The organism is Herbaspirillum sp. meg3 (genome assembly GCF_002257565.1).
Classification (GTDB): domain Bacteria; phylum Pseudomonadota; class Gammaproteobacteria; order Burkholderiales; family Burkholderiaceae_D; genus Herbaspirillum.
In genome coordinates, this window is record NZ_CP022736.1 from 1,133,013 (window position 1) to 1,148,869 (window position 15,857).

Genomic DNA, 15,857 nt, shown 5'->3' on the forward strand with positions numbered 1-15,857 from the left:
GGCGAAGAGGGGATGGCGGGGAGGGGCAACCCGGAGCGACGGCATGCTAGTGCCGCGCACGCATTCAGAAAGATGAATGCGGCTCTTTTAAAAACGCCGCCTCTTCGGCAGTGGACGGGCGTCCGAGAATGGCGTTGCGATGCGGAAAACGGCCGAAGCGTTCAATGATGGCGTGATGCTGGTCTGCGAACTTCAGATAGTTGTCAAAACTTGCCTTGCAGGCCGGATCGTCCTTGGCGCTTTGCCTGGCGAGTGTGCGAAACAGTTGCACGGCATATTCCTGATCGTCGAGATCTTCGGAGTGTTCCAGCGGCAGATAAAAGAAGACCCGCTGCAGCGGCGACAGCTGCTGGTCGAAACCCTGCGCCAGACCGAGATGGCAGCATTGCTGCGCCAGTGCATCAAAGGAGAATGCCTTGGCCGTATCGCGATACATATTGCGAGAGAACTGATCCAGCAGCAGGATCAGCGCCAGCATGCCTTGCGGCGTGTCGGCCCAGTCGTCGCGCTGGTTGCCGGCGGTGGCCAGCAGATCGGTTTCAAAGCGCGATTTGATGTCTTGGTCGACAGCCGCATCCTTGCCCCACCACAGCGCCGACTGGCGGGCGGCGATGGTGGCGACGGCGGTATCAGCGCCACTGCCGTCGGCGCCGAACCAGAATGCCAGGATGGCGTCGATATGTTCCGGCGTACTCATTCTGCCAGCACGCGGATACGTACGTCGCCCAGCGCCACGGTCTGGCCGGCGGTAATCTTGCAGGTCTTGCGCAGCTCCTGTCTGCCGTCTACCTTGACGTTGCCGTCGGCGACGATGGCTTTGCCGGCGCCGCCGCTGTCGCACAGTCCGACCAGCTTCAGCAACTGGTTCAGTTCGACGTAGGGGCCTTGCAGTTGGAATTCCAGGTGTTGCATATCAACCTTCTCATAGATGCTTCAAAGACGCTTCAACAATGCTTCAATAAAGTAATTCAATAAAAATCAAACGAGTGTCTTCTCGGCCTTGTGCAGCCACACGGCGAGATTGTTCAGCAGGTCTTCCTGACTGAAGGAGCAGCTTTCTTCAGTGAACAGGCTGCCCGCTTCAAGGCGGCCGAGCAGGTCTTCGGCGACTTCTTCATAGCGTGGCGGCAGGCGCTTGAGCAAATCGCTTTGCGCGCGCCAGGCTTCGCAGAAGGCGGCAACATTGATGTCGCCGTCGCGCAGGGAGTTGAGTGCGTCGTGCAGGGTTTGGATGCTGGCGTTGCTCATGGCGAAAGGAAGATCAAGAGTGTAAGGCAGAGGCGACGAACAGGCCGATGACGCAGGCATAGCCGACGCACCAGGACAGCGAGCGCAAGCTCGGCAAGTCGTTCAGATACAGCGCCGTGTAGACCAGACGTGCCGCGATGAACGCCATCGCCAGGCCGTCGATCCATGTTTGCGCAGCGCCGGTTTGCTGCGCCACCAGCACGGCGGCGGCAAAGAAGGGCAGTGCTTCAAAATGATTGCGGTGCGCATAATCGGCGCGGCGGCGCAGGCCGGTTTGTTTGTCCAGCCACGCGCGCGGTTCGGAATTGTCAAAATCCCTTTTGCCATATTTGGCGACCGCAACCGTCAGCATCGGCAGCAGGCCGGCAATCAGAATGCACCAGTAGGAAATTTGCATGGATGTCCTTGTCTTACAGCGTCTTGGCTTCGAAAGTATTGCAGGCGCTGACCTTGCCTTGCGTGATACCGCGCTTGAACCAGTTCACGCGTTGCGCCGAGGTGCCATGCGTGAAAGAGTCCGGCACCACCTCGCCGCGCGCCTGACGTTGCAGCGCATCGTCGCCGATGGCCGATGCCGCGTTGAGTGCGCCTTCGATGTCGCCTTGCTCGATGATGTGACGCGCCTCATTGGCGTGGTAGGCCCAGACGCCGGCAAAACAGTCGGCTTGCAGTTCCAGTCGCACCGACAGCGCATTCGACTGTTTCTCCGACATGTTGCGGCGGGCCTTGTCGACCTTCCCGGAGATGCCCAGCAGATTTTGCACGTGGTGGCCGACCTCATGCGCGATCACATACGCTTGCGCAAAATTGCCGGTCACGTTGAAGCGCTGCTGCATCAACTTGTAGAAGCTCAGGTCAATATAGACTTTTTGGTCGCCGGGGCAGTAGAACGGGCCGGTTGCGGTCTGACCCGTGCCGCAGGCGGTCGGTGTACTGCCGGAGAACAGCACCAGCTTCGGACGAACGTAGGTCGCGCCCCCGGCCTTGAAGATTTCGCCCCAGGTGTCTTCGGTATCGGCCAGCACGGTCGATACGAAGCGCGCCATCTGATCATCCGGCGGCGGTTTGTGCGCCGGCGCGGAATGCTGCACCGGTGCGACCTGGCCGCCGCCACCGCTCAGCATGTTGATGACGGTCAGTGGATTGATGCCGAGAAAGTAGGAAGCCACCAGCGCAACGGCGATGCCGCCCAGCCCGATCGAACGGCCACCGAAGGAGAAACCACCTCCTCCGCCACCGCCATCTTCGCCGCGGCGGTCTTCAACATTGTCGCTTTCGCGATTGCCTTCCCATTTCATAATTGTTTCCTTGATTGCTGCTGAATACGTCGAGTAAGCGAGATTGTAATGGACTCGTGCCCGGCAAGATGGTTTCCGTGCGTCCATATCGCCGCAAACAGGAAAAGAATGAATTTCTGCGGAGAAATGCGGTCATCAAGATAAGTGCGGCAGGATGCGGCAGCATCGCGCGGTGATGTGCTGCAAAGGTTTTCACAATCGCAACTTCTGTGGGAATATCTCAATACGCTCAATGCGCTCCGTGCCTGGCACGCAGCGTTCGGTATGTAGCGTTCTTATAGCATCCTCGTTTGCATCGTTCTTTGCACCATAAGCAGCATGACTGCCTGCGCCGTACATCTTCTATGTTGATGTTGCAGTGTTGTCATGCAGATAACAGCAATTTCGAACGGGAGACTCTCATGATCTTATGGCTCGTTGTTTTTGTAGCAGGCGCCCTTGCATTGATGATGATGCGTGTCGGCGCATGGACCTGGCTGGTGGCCGAACTGGCCTGGATATGGGTAGGCGGCGTCACCGATCAGGCCAACGCCGTCGTCTGCGTATTGCTGGCGATCATATTGTGCGTGCCGACGCTGCTCATCGCCATCAAGTCGGTGCGGCAGACGCTGATCACGCGCCCGGCGCTGGACGTCTTCCGCAAGATCTTGCCGAGCATGTCCGATACCGAACGCGATGCCATTGAGGCCGGTACCGTCTGGTGGGATGCCGATCTGTTTTCCGGCAAGCCTGACTGGAACAAGCTCATGCAATTGCCGCCGCCGACATTGACGGCGGAAGAGCAATCTTTCCTCGACAACGAAGTCACGCAACTCTGCGCCATGGTCAGCGACTGGGACACCACGGTCGCCTGGCAAGACCTGCAGCCGGAAGCCTGGCAATTCGTCAAGGACAAGGGCTTCCTCGGGATGATCATTCCGAAGCAATACGGCGGCAAACAATTCTCCGCTTACATGCACTCGCAAGTGATCATGAAGCTGTCTTCGCGCTGTTCGGTTGCGGCGATTTCGGTGATGGTGCCCAACTCGCTGGGACCGGCAGAGTTGCTGCTCCACTACGGCACGGAAGAGCAAAAGAATCACTACCTGCCGCGCCTGGCGCGTGGCGAAGAAATTCCCTGCTTTGCCTTGACCAGCCCTTATGCCGGTTCCGACGCGGCGGCAATTCCCGATGTCGGCATTGTCTGCAAGGGCATGCATGAAGGCAAAGAAGTGCTGGGCTTCCGCGTGACGTGGAACAAGCGCTATATCACCCTGGCGCCGGTCGCCACCGTACTCGGCCTGGCATTCCGTGCGCTTGATCCGGATCATCTGCTGGGCGGCAATGCGGAACCCGGCATCACCTGCGCACTGATTCCGACCAGGCATCCCGGCGTCGTCACCGGTCGCCGTCACTGGCCGCTGAACGCTGTATTCCAGAACGGCCCGACGTCCGGCGACAACGTCTTCATCCCGCTGGACTGGGTGATCGGCGGACAAGCGCAGGTCGGCAAAGGCTGGCGCATGCTGATGGAATGTCTGGCGGCAGGCCGTGCCATTTCGTTGCCGTCGTCCAGCGTGGGTTTTTCCAAAATGGCGGTGCGCGGCACCAGCGCCTACGCCGCCATGCGCCGTCAATTCAAGATCGCGATCGGCAAGTTCGAAGGCATCCAGGAAGCCTTGGCGCGTATGGGAGGCAATCTCTACATGATGGACGCGACGCGCCGCATGTCTTCGCTGGCGGTCGACGCCGGTGAGAAGCCGTCGGTAATTTCGGCGATCTCCAAATACCACGTTACTGAACGCGGCCGGATCGTCGTCAACGACGGTATGGATGTCATCGGCGGCAAGGGCATCTGCATGGGGCCGGGCAATTTTCTGGCGCGTGTGTATCAGCAGATTCCGATTGCCATCACGGTGGAAGGCGCCAACATCCTGACGCGTTGTCTGATCATTTTCGGGCAGGGCGCAATCCGCTGCCATCCGTATGTGCTCAAGGAAATGGCCGCCGCCAACGACACCGATCATGACCGCGCGCTGGAAGATTTCGACAAGGCTTTCTTCGGCCATCTGAGCTTCGTGGCCGCCAACATGGCGCGCGCGCTGGTATTCGGCCTGAGTGCAGGGCTGCTGGCAGGCGCGCCGACCAATGCCGCTGAAGAAACACGCGTCTACTACCGCGCCGTGTCGCGCATGTCGGCGTGTTTCTCTTTGTTGACGGATGTGTCGATGCTGGTATTGGGCGGTTCGTTGAAATTCCGTGAACGGATCTCGGCACGTCTGGGCGATGTGTTGTCGCAGCTCTATCTCATCTCCGCCACGCTCAAACGCTATGAAGACGACGGTCGCCAGCGCGACGACCTGCCGTATCTGGAATGGTCGGTGCAGGATGCCCTCTATCGCGCGCAGGAAGCGATGCTTGAAGTGCTCGACAACTTCCCCAATCCCTTTATCTCGCTGGCGTTGCGTATCTGGATGTTTCCACTGGGTCTGTCGTATCGCAAGCCCTCGGATCGGCTTGCCGGCGCAGTCGCGGTCGCCATGCAGACACCCGGCGCATCGCGCGACCGTCTGGTGGCTGACGTCTATCAGCCCGATGCCGAAACCGACCCATTGGGCAGCGGCGAGCGTGCCTTCAACTTGCTGCCGCAAGTGCATGAAATCGAGACGCGCCTCAAGCAATCCATCAAGGACGGCATATTGCCGCCGATACCGCAAAGCCTGATTGAAATGCGGCGCTGGAATGCACGTGCGATGGAGCAGGGCCTGATCAACGCCGACGAGCGGCTGGTGCTGGACGACTTTGCACATTACGGCGACATCACGGTACAAGTGGACGATTTTGGCCCCGATCTCGACATGGGCAAGGCGTTGCAAAAGCCACAAGAACCGGTATTGGTCAGAAGCGCCTGACGCACGAGATATACCGAAGATTCAGGCCGGATGCCCTCATCACGGTATCCGGCACTGAAGAAGATGTGTTTGTTCGGCGTTTGTTCTGATTCAGTTGACAGTACGTCAAGGGGCGCGGCCTTTGTCGATGCCGCGCAAAGGCTTATAATGGCGGCCACGATCGTCTGTCCGGCGTTGAACAGGTTTAACGTGTTTAGCGTTTGCGAGGGACGCCGCTTTAATCTCTTCTCTGTTCGAATCCGGTACTGTCATGACTACATCCTCCAACAGCTTGTCCTCCAGCTCAGCTGACGTCGCGCCGCCATTCCGGTGGCTGAACCCATACCGCCCCACCAAGTTCCGCGTCATCGTGGGTCTTGGCATCGCTGCCATCGTGCTGGCGCTGATCAACCTGTTCGTACCGGGTGCGCTCGATGCCACTGCCTATCTGTCGAGCATCGCCGCCGGTGCCATCGCCTACGTGCTGGCCGAAGTGCTGCTGGTCACGATTGTCGTGGTCGGGCCGTTTGCCGGGTTTGTATATGGCGTGGTTGCATTCTTCGCGCGTTAATCGCTGATCAGCTTTAAGGAAAAGGCCGGTAGAGATACCGGCCTTTTCTCATTTGGTAATCAACAGGCGCAAGCGATGCCAAAAAACGTATTCACAGCAGCAAATAATTCATTGGAAAGCGCGCAGCAGCGGACATACCATAGCCGCCTCCGCGCTGACTGCACATCGGCAGCACATTCAGTGGTCTCAACAACAAGGACAACACATGCAAACACGCAAGCTCGCCAGCGATGGCCTTACCGTTCCTGAAGTCGGCCTGGGATGCTGGCAACTCGGCGGTGGCTGGGGTGATCATTGGGACAATGACGTCGCCCAGCAAACGCTGGCGCAAGCCTACGCCACCGGCGTGCGCTTCATCGATACCGCCGACGTCTATGGTGACGGCGCCAGTGAACGTTCGATCGGCCAGTTTCTGAAATCGCACAAGGATCTCACCGTCGCCACCAAGCTCGGACGCGGCGCGATTTATCCGGACGGCTACAGCCGCGATGCCGTACGCACTGCAACACAGCGTTCGCTGGAACGCCTAGGCGTCGACAAGCTCGACCTGACGCAGCTGCATTGCGTGCCGCCGGCCGTGCTCAAGGACGGCAAGATTTTCGACTGGATGCGCGAGCTTCGCCAGGACGGGCTGATCAGCCGCTTCGGCGCCAGCGTCGAGACCGTGGAAGAAGGTTTGCTTTGCCTTGAGCAGGAGGGCATGACTTCGCTGCAAGTGATCTTCAACATCTTCCGCCAGAAGCCGTTGGCAGAACTGTTGCCGAGGGCAAAAGAAAAGGGTGTCGGCATCATCGTGCGCCTGCCGCTGGCAAGCGGTCTGCTGAGCGGCAAGATGACGCGTGCGACCACCTTCAAGCCGGACGATCACCGCAACTTCAACCGCGACGGCCAGCAATTCAATGTCGGTGAAACCTTCGCCGGTCTGGAGTTCGCGACCGGCGTCGACCTGGCGCAAGAAATTGCCGCGCTGGTGCCCGCCGGCATGAACATGGCGCAGATGTCCTTGCGCTGGATCCTGGATCACGACGCCGTATCGGTCATCATCCCCGGCGCCAGTTCACCTGCGCAGGTATTGTCGAACGCCAGTGCATCGGCGATGCCGCGTTTGCCGGCCGCGCTGCACGAGAAGCTGGCTGCGCTGTATCGCGATAAGATTCATGCAGCGATTCGCGGCCCGTACTGAGTTAGTGGTAAAACATCATCGACGCCATCAATAAAAAGCCCACGACTTTGCGGTCGTGGGCTTTTTTAATGGAACGTGGGCTTACAGCTTGAACACGCTGACCACCTTCACCAGATTGTCGCCCTGCATTTGCATCGACTTCGATGCGGCGGCGGCTTCTTCCACCAGCGCGGCATTTTGCTGCGTGACTTCGTCCATCTGCGTGATGGCCAGATTGACCTGATCGATGCCTTCGCTTTGCTCGTGGCTGGCGACGGCAATTTCCTTGATCACTTCGCTGACCTTGCGGATGCTGTCGACTACTTCGCCCATGGTCTTGCCTGCCTGACCGACCAGATCCGAACCGGCGCGCACTTCCTGTACCGAGCCGTCGATCAGCGATTTGATTTCCTTGGCGGCTGCAGCCGAGCGTTGCGCCAGGCTGCGCACTTCCGACGCCACCACTGCAAAGCCGCGACCCTGTTCACCGGCACGTGCCGCTTCCACGGCCGCGTTCAAGGCCAGGATGTTGGTCTGGAAGGCGATCCCGTCAATGACGCTGATGATTTCCACGATCTTGTTCGACGAGGCATTGATCGAATCCATGGTCTTCACTACTTGCTGCACCACGTTACCGCCTTGCTCCGCAACTGCGGAAGCCGATACCGCAAGTTCGCTGGCCTGTCTGGCGTTGGAGGCGTTCTGCTTGACGGTCGAGGTGATCTCTTCCATCGCGGAAGCGGTCTCTTCCAGCGAGCTCGCTTGTTCTTCGGTACGGTTGGACAAGTCCATGTTGCCGCTGGCGATTTCGTCAACCGATTGCTTGATCGAGCCGGTTGCGCTCAGGATGCTATTGACGGTATCGACCATGCGATCGCGTGTGTAGGCGATTGAAGACACCAGGCTGGCTTCGTCGCCCTTGCGTACGGCAATGACGGCGGTGAGGTCGCCTTCAGCAATCTTGCGTGCAATTTGCGATGCTTCGCTTGGCTCACCACCGATGGAGCGATAGATATTGCGCACCACCAGTATGGCAATACCCGACATCACCGCACCGAGAATCAGCAGCACGACACCGGCGCGGATCAGCGCGCGGTAAAAGTCGGTCTGGATGTCATCCTGATACACGCTGGCGATGAAGTCCCAGTTCCATGGTTTGAAGCGTTTGACGAAGCCCATCTTCGGGCTGGCTTTTTCTTCCTTGGGACGCGGCCACCAATATTCCAGGAAGCCTTCGCCGGCCGCCGATGAGCCTGTCGCGGCGATCATCTTGTAGAGCTCGTTGCCCTTGGCGTCCTTGAAGTCGTACATGTTCTTGCCGTTGAGTTTGGGGCTGGTCGGATGCATGACTACCACCGAATCTGCGCCGACCAATGTGATGTAGCCGCTGCCGGTATAGCGCTGGTCGGATACGCGGGCGATCGCCATCTTCTTGGCATCGTCAACCGACATCTTGCCGTCGGCAGCTTGCTGGGCAAGCCCGCTGACGAGGGAGTAGGACATCTCCGTGATATCAACCAGCGCATGCTGGCGATCTGAGATCTGGAGATTTCTGGTTTCGTAAATGTTCCAGAGCGACAGCGCAAACAGCGCGACCCAAGAGAAAATCAGCGGAAGCCAAAGCTTCTGCTTCAAAGACAGGTTGTTCACTGCGTGTTCCCCTTTTTAAATATTCCTGCGACGAGTAAATGCTTCTTGCACCACGATTTTCTATCGTCTCTCTGGTTTTTATATAACGCTTACCGAAGATACGGGGTCGTATTTATTGTGAAAAATCTTAGCACGGCGCTTGGCTTTGAAAGCATCGAATTGACGGGTAAAGCCTCAGTCTTTTCCTGAAAAAAAACGGTATTGCCTTTCGGAAAGAAGGGCAATACCGCAAAGGGACGACTTGCTCAGAAAAAACTATTTATAACCATGCAACAACTTCAGACGGGTTTGCCAAAACCTCCGCCGCCCGGCGTGGCGATCACAAACACGTCGCCCGGGTTCATCTCCGTACTGGCGACGAAACTCAGTTCTTCCTGCGTACCATCGTTGCGGATCACCATGTTCTGGCCGCACTGACCCGGGTCACCACCCGCCGCGCCGAAGGGCGGGACGATACGGTTGTTCGACAGGATCGATGCCGTCATTGCTTCGAGGAAGCGGATCTTGCGCACGCCGCCGTTGCCGCCATGCCATTGGCCGGCGCCGCCGGAGTGTTCGCGGATCTCGTAGCTTTCCAGCCGGACCGGATAACGCCACTCCAGAATCTCCGGATCGGTCAGACGCGAGTTGGTCATGTGCGTCTGCACTACATCAGTGCCGTTGAAACCCTTGCCCGCACCCGATCCGCCCGAGATGGTTTCGTAGTACTGATATTCGCCGTTGCCGAAGGTGAAGTTGTTCATCGTGCCCGGCGCCGAGGCCAGCACGCCGAGTGCGCCATAGAGTGCATTGGTGATGCAGCTCGAGGTTTCGACGTTGCCCGAGACGACTGCCGCGGGATAGCGCGGGTTCAGCATCGAGCCTTCCGGGATGATCACGTTGAGCGGCTTCAGGCAGCCCGCGTTGAGCGGAATCTCATCGTCCACCAGCGTGCGGAACACATACAGCACCGCCGCCATGCAGATCGCACTTGGCGCGTTGAAGTTGTTGTTCAGCTGCGGCGAAGTGCCGGTGAAGTCGATGTCGGCGGTGCGCTCGGCATGGTTCACGCGGATCGCAACCTTGATCACCGCGCCGTTGTCGAGCGGGTAGTCGTAGCTGCTGTCCTTGAGCAGCGTGATGACGCGGCGCACGGCTTCTTCGGCGTTGTCCTGCACGTGACCCATATAGGCTTGCACCACGTCCAGGCCGAAGTGATCGACCATTTTCAGCAACTCGTCGACGCCTTTTTGGTTGGCGGCGATCTGCGCTTGCAGGTCGGCCAGATTCTGCGCGATGTTGCGTGCAGGGTAGGGGCCGGAGCTGAGCAGGGTCACGGTTTCCTGTTCCAGGAAGCGGCCTGCGCGCACCAGCTGGAAGTTGTTGATCAGGATGCCTTCTTCTTCCACCACGGTGCTGTTGGCCGGCATCGAACCCGGCGTGATGCCGCCGATGTCCGAGTGATGGCCACGTGAACCGACATAGAACAGGATGTCGCGGCCGTCCTTGTCGAAGGCAGGCGTGATCACGGTGATGTCCGGCAAATGCGTGCCGCCGTGATACGGATCGTTGAGCATGAAGACGTCGCCCGGCTGCATCTTGCCGGCGTTCTCGCGGATGATGGTGCGGATGCTTTCGCCCATCGAACCAAGATGTACCGGGATGTGCGGCGCGTTGGCAATCAGGTTGCCTTGCGCATCAAACAGCGCGCACGAGAAGTCCAGGCGTTCCTTGATGTTGACCGAGAAGGCAGTGTTTTGCAGGCGCAGGCCCATTTGTTCCGCGATGCTCATGAACAGGTTGTTGAACACTTCCAGCATCACCGGATCAGCGGTGGTGCCGATGGCTTTGCGCTGCACGCGCGCCTGATAGCGTTGCATCACCAGATGGTTCAGCGGCGTGACTTCTGCCAGCCAGCCCGGTTCGACGATGTTGGTCGCGTTTTTCTCTGCAACGATGGCCGGGCCGTGCACGACGTCGCCGGGGCGCATGTCTTCGCGGCGATACAGTGCAGTGTCATGCCATTGACCGCCGGAGAACAGTTTCACGGTTTCGGTCGATTGCAGCGCACCGTCGCGTGGCGGCAATTGCTCGACTTTCTCTTCGCGATCATTGGACACGCCGATGGCTTCCACCGAGATGGCTTCGATGATCATGTTCTTGTCCGGCATCAGGAAAGAGTAGCGTTTCTTGTACGCCGATTCGAACTGCGACACCATGCTCGCGATATCGCCGAAGGCCACCACGATCACCGAGTCGGTGCCGTCATAGCGCAGGTGCGCACGCTTGAGAACGTTGATCTGGGTTGGTGTCACGCCCTGCGACAACAGATCGTCGCTGGCTTGTGTCGCCAGTTTGTTCAGCTCGGCGTCGAGCTTGCTGATGGAGTAGCCGGTCAAGGGCAGCTCCATCGCCTGTTCGCGCATGGCGGTCTGATCCGCCAGACCCATGCCGTAAGCCGACAGCACACCCGCGAAAGGATGGGCGAAGACGCGCGTCATGCCTAGCGCATCCGCCACCAGGCAGGCATGTTGACCACCGGCGCCGCCGAAGGTCGTCAGCGTGTAATCGGTGACGTCGTGGCCGCGCTGCACCGAGATGAACTTGATCGCGTTGGCCATGTTGCCGACGGCGATTTCGATGAAGCCTTCCGCGACTTCCTCCGGCGTGCGGCGATTTCCGGTTTCTGCAAAGATGCGATCAGCCAGCTCGGTGAACTTCTGCACCACCGCATCACGGTCGAGTGCTTCATCGGCCGCCGGGCCAAACACCTTGGGAAAGTAAGCCGGTTGAATCTTGCCCAGCATGACATTGCAATCGGTGACAGCCAGCTGGCCGCCGCGGCGATAACTGGTCGGGCCGGGATTGGCGCCGGCGCTGTCAGGGCCGACACGATAGCGCGTACCGTCAAAATGCAGGATAGATCCACCGCCCGCAGCCACGGTGTGTATGCTCATCATCGGTGCACGCATGCGCACGCCGGCGACCTGGGTTTCAAACTCGCGCTCGAACTCACCCGCATAGTGCGATACATCCGTCGAGGTGCCGCCCATGTCGAAGCCGATGATCTTGTCGAAACCGGCCGTCTCCGCCGTACGCACCATGCCGACGATACCGCCGGCAGGACCGGACAGGATCGAGTCCTTGCCCTGGAAACGATGCGCGTCGGTCAGTCCGCCATTGCTTTGCATGAAGAGCAGGCGCACGCCTTCCATTTCACCAGCGACCTGATCGACGTAGCGGCGCAGGATAGGCGACAGGTAAGCGTCAACGACTGTGGTGTCGCCGCGCGAGACCAGCTTCATCATGGGGCTGACTTCATGCGAGACAGAGACCTGCGTATAGCCGAGTTCGGTGGCGATCTCCGCCAGCTTTTCTTCATGCGCGGTAAAGCGATAGCCGTGCATCAGCACGATGGCGACGGCGCGATAGCCTTCTTTATATAAAGCTGCGAGTTGCTGGCGCACCGATACGGTATCAAGCGCTTGCACCACGTCGCCGTGCGCGCTCAGACGTTCATCGACTTCCACAACTTTTTCAAACAGCAGTTCCGGCAAGACGATGTTGCGGTCGAACAGGCGCGGACGATTTTGATACGCGATGCGCAAGGCGTCGCGGAATCCCTTGGTGATGACGAGCACGGTCGGATCACCCTTGCGCTCAAGCAGGGCATTGGTGGCGACGGTGGTGCCCATCTTTACTGCTTCCACCTGTTCCGGCGAAATCGCCTCTTCAGGTTTGAGTCCGAGCAGACGCTTGATGCCGGCGACGGCTGCGTCCTTATATTGCTCGGGATTTTCAGACAGCAGTTTGTGTGTCAATAACGTGCCGTCCGGCTGGCGCGCAACGATGTCGGTAAACGTGCCGCCGCGGTCAATCCAGAACTGCCAGCGTTGTTCCCCCAGTTTGGTCTGCTCTTGATTCATGGTGCATTGCCTTTCTCAAATGAACTTTTAGGTGCATTTTTGTTGATGAATTGTCGACACTTTGCACATAAACCGTGCGATAAGAGTCGAACGTTTGTCTGAGGAAACACCGGAAAAACCAGCTAAATCCTCCTTAAAGCCTTGATGCGTCTGTGTTTGCGTCTGAAGTGGCGATCGTTCTAAAAAACTGGCACGCGCTTTGCTAATAACTCGTTAATGATTTGGCGATCATTTGTTGTTTTTAATATTAATAATTTATTGACATATTATCGACGAAACATATAGGATTCAACAAAAAAATAAAGGAGACAAAAAATGGATGAAAACCAGACAAAAAAGAGCGGACCGCAAACCAGCGCAGACACCGCCGCCATTTTTGAGCGTGCCCTCGACGTCGGCCAAACACCGGCGAATAGCAACGCAAGAGCAGCGCAAGCAGGGCAAGTTCGATGAATCCTGAGTCGAGAAGTCGATAGCAATCAGCAGTCAGCAATCAGTAATCAGGCAGCACCAGTAGCGTCAGCAATATCGGAAAGCATCAGTAACGCCGCGCCACTGTGCCGGTCAGCCCTTGCGGGCGGCTGCGTCACATCGGTACAGCGCGTACTGAGCAGTGCAAACAAGTCCAGCCGGCTTATCGGCCTGGAGTGGATCAACACATCCGTCGGTTTTGCGATGGCTGTGAATTGATAAAAAAGCTGGTAGAAAACCGGCAAAAAACCGGTAGCAACTGTGGTGATTTTTGGGTAGCTCCCGCTTCAGGTCTCATGCAGTGGGGGGAATTTTTAGATGTCATTCATCGATATAACAAGGAGCGTCTCATCATGTTAGGTCCCGTCTTCAAACACGCTAAACATCTCGTCAAAGCCGGCCTCGCCGTGTCCTTCTGTGTTGCGGCCTATTCGGCGCAGGCACAGCAGCAGGAAATCAAGATCGGCGTCATCTACCCGCTCAGCGGTGCCGCCGCATCCACCGGCGCAGAAATGAAAGACGCGCTGGAACTGGCCGCCGACATCATCAACAACGGCGCCAAGAGCGTACCCAATCTGCCGTTCTCGGCCGGTGGCGGTCTGCCCAACCTGAAGGGCGCCAAGATCAAGCTGGTGTTCGCTGATTCGCAAGGCAACCCGCAAGTCGGCGCCACCGAAGCCGAGCGCCTGATCACGCAAGAGAAGGTTGTGGCGGTTGTCGGCGCCTATTTCAGCAACGTCACTGCCACCACCAGCCAGGTCGCAGAACGCTACAAGGTGCCTTACCTGAACCCGGAGTCGTCGTCGGCATCGCTGACCCAGCGCGGCTTCAAGTGGTTCTTCCGCACGACAGCGCATGACGATCTGTTCGTCACCAACTTCTATGAATTCTTCAAGGAGCTGGAAGCCAAGAAGAACATCAAGATCAGCAAGCTCGGCGCCTTCAACGAAAACACGTTGTGGGGCAACGAAACCACCAAGCTGGAAACCAAGCTGTCCAAGGACCGTGGCTACGATCTGGTGAAGACCATCGTCTATCCGGCCAAGAGCACCCAGCTGACCTCGGAAGTGCAGTTGCTCAAAGCCGCCGCACCGCAAGTCGTGCTGCAGTCGTCTTACCTCGGCGACGCCATCCTGTCGATGAAGACCTACAAGGAACTGGGCTTCACGCCGGACATGATCCTGGCCAACGACGCCGGTTTCATCGATACGGAATTTGTGAAAACCCTGGGCAAGGATGCCGACTACATCGTCACCCGTGACGTCTGGTCACTCGATCTGGCCGGCAAGAATCCGCTGATCAAGCAAGTCAACGATCTGTTCAACGCACGCTTCAAGATCAATTTCACCGGCAACTCGTCGCGCACCTTCACCGGTCTGATGACACTGGCTGATGCGATCAACCGTGCCGGTTCCACCGATCCGGAAGCAATCCGCAAGGCGCTGTCGGAAACCAATATTCCAGGCAACAAACTGATCATGCCGTGGAAGGGCATCAAGTTCGACGAGCACGGCCAGAACACGCTGAGCTCCGGCATTCTGCTGCAAATCATCAACGGCAAGTACTACACCGTGTGGCCGTTCGACATGGCAACGCGCGACATCGTGTGGCCGATGCCGAAGTGGGATCAACGCAAGTAATTTCTTTGCAGCATCGGCGGGTCGCCGTAACCAAAACATCGATACACAGTAATGCGGCGGCCCCGCTGTTCAGATTCAATTCAGATTCAATTTTTGTCGCAGGTATTTACGGCGCGTAAATAGCGTTAAGGGGAAATTTATGACTTGGGAAATTTTGGTGCAGACCCTGGCGTCCGGTTTGTTGATCGGACTGATTTATGCGCTCGTAGCGATTGGTCTCACGCTGATCTTCGGCGTCATGGACATCGTCAATTTCGCGCATGGCGAATTCCTGATGTTCGGTATGTATTCCAGCTTCTGGCTGTTCGCGCTGTATGCGCTGGATCCTATTTTTACCTTGCCGCTGACGGCCTTGTTCCTGTTCGCGCTGGGTACCGTGCTGTACAAGCTGGTGATTCGCAAGATCACCAATGCGCCGATGGTGTCGCAGATCTTCACGACTTTCGGGCTGATGATCCTGTTCCGCGGCATCGCGCAGTTCTTTTGGAAGGCTGATTTCCGTACGGTTGAAAACTCGATGGTCGCCGGGCATGTGTCCCTTGGCGGCATCCAGATCGGTTCGCCCCAGCTCACAGCCGGCATCGGCGCAATCGTGGTCACCGGCGTGATCTATGCCTTCCTGACTCGTACCAAACTTGGCGCTGCGCTGGAAGCGACGGCGGCCGACAAGGAAGCGGCACAGCTCATGGGCATCGATTCGCAAAAAATGTTCGCGCTGGCCTGGGGCGTCGGCGCTGCCTGTGCCGGTGTAGCGGGGGCATTGCTGTCGACCTTCTTTCCTATCTTTCCGGAGGTCGGCGCCAACTTCATCCTGATCGCCTTCGTGGTGGTGAACCTGGGCGGCTTCGGCAGCGTGGTCGGCGCGCTGATCGCCGGGGTGCTGGTCGGTGTGATCGAAGTGATGGGCGGTCTGTTTCTCGGGCCGCAATACAAGATGGCGATCGTGCTGGTGCTGTTCCTGACGGTGCTGATGTTCCGTCCGCAAGGATTGATGGGCAAGGCCTGATTCTTGTCTTGACCGCCAACTATATTAGAGAGAAAC

13 protein-coding genes are annotated in these 15,857 nt (G+C 58.1%); 6 read left to right on the top strand and 7 right to left on the bottom strand.

The window, feature by feature from the left end; translation table 11 throughout:
• Positions 1–64: 64 nt before the first annotated feature.
• The 5 genes from hmeg3_RS05180 to hmeg3_RS05200 form a co-directional block, all read right to left on the bottom strand.
• Entirely contained in the window at positions 65–697 is a 633-nt protein-coding gene (locus hmeg3_RS05180) for a DUF924 family protein (protein ID WP_094562797.1), read from the bottom strand.
• Entirely contained in the window at positions 694–912 is a 219-nt protein-coding gene (locus hmeg3_RS05185; protein ID WP_094562798.1) for an RNA-binding S4 domain-containing protein, read from the bottom strand. The genes hmeg3_RS05180 and hmeg3_RS05185 overlap by 4 nt, the downstream gene beginning before the upstream one ends.
• A 66-nt stretch (positions 913–978) precedes the next feature.
• Complete coding sequence (locus hmeg3_RS05190) at positions 979–1,248, bottom strand: hypothetical protein (protein WP_094562799.1); 270 nt, start codon at positions 1,246–1,248, stop codon at positions 979–981.
• 13 nt (positions 1,249–1,261) lie between these two features.
• Positions 1,262–1,645 carry an MAPEG family protein gene (locus tag hmeg3_RS05195; RefSeq protein WP_094562800.1) on the bottom strand — a complete coding sequence of 128 codons (384 nt, stop codon included), beginning with the start codon at positions 1,643–1,645 and terminating at the stop codon, positions 1,262–1,264.
• A gap of 13 nt (positions 1,646–1,658) precedes the next feature.
• Positions 1,659–2,546: a neutral zinc metallopeptidase gene (locus tag hmeg3_RS05200; RefSeq protein WP_094562801.1), complete on the bottom strand. Its 888-nt coding sequence runs from the start codon at positions 2,544–2,546 to the stop codon at positions 1,659–1,661.
• A gap of 401 nt (positions 2,547–2,947) precedes the next feature.
• On the opposite strand from hmeg3_RS05200, the gene hmeg3_RS05205 reads away from it, so the two are divergent.
• The 3 genes from hmeg3_RS05205 (at position 2,948) to hmeg3_RS05215 (ending at position 7,170) form a co-directional block, all read left to right on the top strand.
• Positions 2,948–5,437, top strand: a complete 2,490-nt coding sequence (locus hmeg3_RS05205; protein WP_094562802.1) for an acyl-CoA dehydrogenase — start codon at positions 2,948–2,950, stop codon at positions 5,435–5,437.
• A gap of 250 nt (positions 5,438–5,687) precedes the next feature.
• Entirely contained in the window at positions 5,688–5,987 is a 300-nt protein-coding gene (locus tag hmeg3_RS05210; RefSeq protein WP_094562803.1) for a hypothetical protein, read from the top strand.
• A gap of 205 nt (positions 5,988–6,192) precedes the next feature.
• Positions 6,193–7,170: an aldo/keto reductase gene (locus hmeg3_RS05215; RefSeq protein ID WP_094562804.1), complete on the top strand. Its 978-nt coding sequence runs from the start codon at positions 6,193–6,195 to the stop codon at positions 7,168–7,170.
• Between the two features lie 81 nt (positions 7,171–7,251).
• On the opposite strand, the gene hmeg3_RS05220 is transcribed toward hmeg3_RS05215, so the two are convergent.
• Complete coding sequence (locus tag hmeg3_RS05220) at positions 7,252–8,799, bottom strand: methyl-accepting chemotaxis protein (RefSeq protein ID WP_094562805.1); 1,548 nt, start codon at positions 8,797–8,799, stop codon at positions 7,252–7,254.
• Positions 8,800–9,077: 278 nt separating this feature from the next.
• Complete coding sequence (locus hmeg3_RS05225; RefSeq protein ID WP_094562806.1) at positions 9,078–12,704, bottom strand: hydantoinase B/oxoprolinase family protein; 3,627 nt, start codon at positions 12,702–12,704, stop codon at positions 9,078–9,080.
• A 315-nt stretch (positions 12,705–13,019) separates the two neighbouring features.
• On the opposite strand from hmeg3_RS05225, the gene hmeg3_RS24640 reads away from it, so the two are divergent.
• The 3 genes from hmeg3_RS24640 (at position 13,020) to hmeg3_RS05235 (ending at position 15,821) form a co-directional block, all read left to right on the top strand.
• Entirely contained in the window at positions 13,020–13,157 is a 138-nt protein-coding gene (locus hmeg3_RS24640; RefSeq protein ID WP_157739212.1) for a hypothetical protein, read from the top strand.
• A 371-nt stretch (positions 13,158–13,528) separates the two neighbouring features.
• The gene (locus tag hmeg3_RS05230; protein WP_094562807.1) at positions 13,529–14,815 is read left to right on the top strand and encodes an ABC transporter substrate-binding protein; all 1,287 of its coding nucleotides are present in this window, start codon (positions 13,529–13,531) and stop codon (positions 14,813–14,815) included.
• 139 nt (positions 14,816–14,954) lie between these two features.
• A complete protein-coding gene (locus hmeg3_RS05235; RefSeq protein WP_094562808.1) occupies positions 14,955–15,821 on the top strand; it encodes a branched-chain amino acid ABC transporter permease in 867 nt (288 codons plus the stop codon).
• Positions 15,822–15,857: the final 36 nt, after the last annotated feature.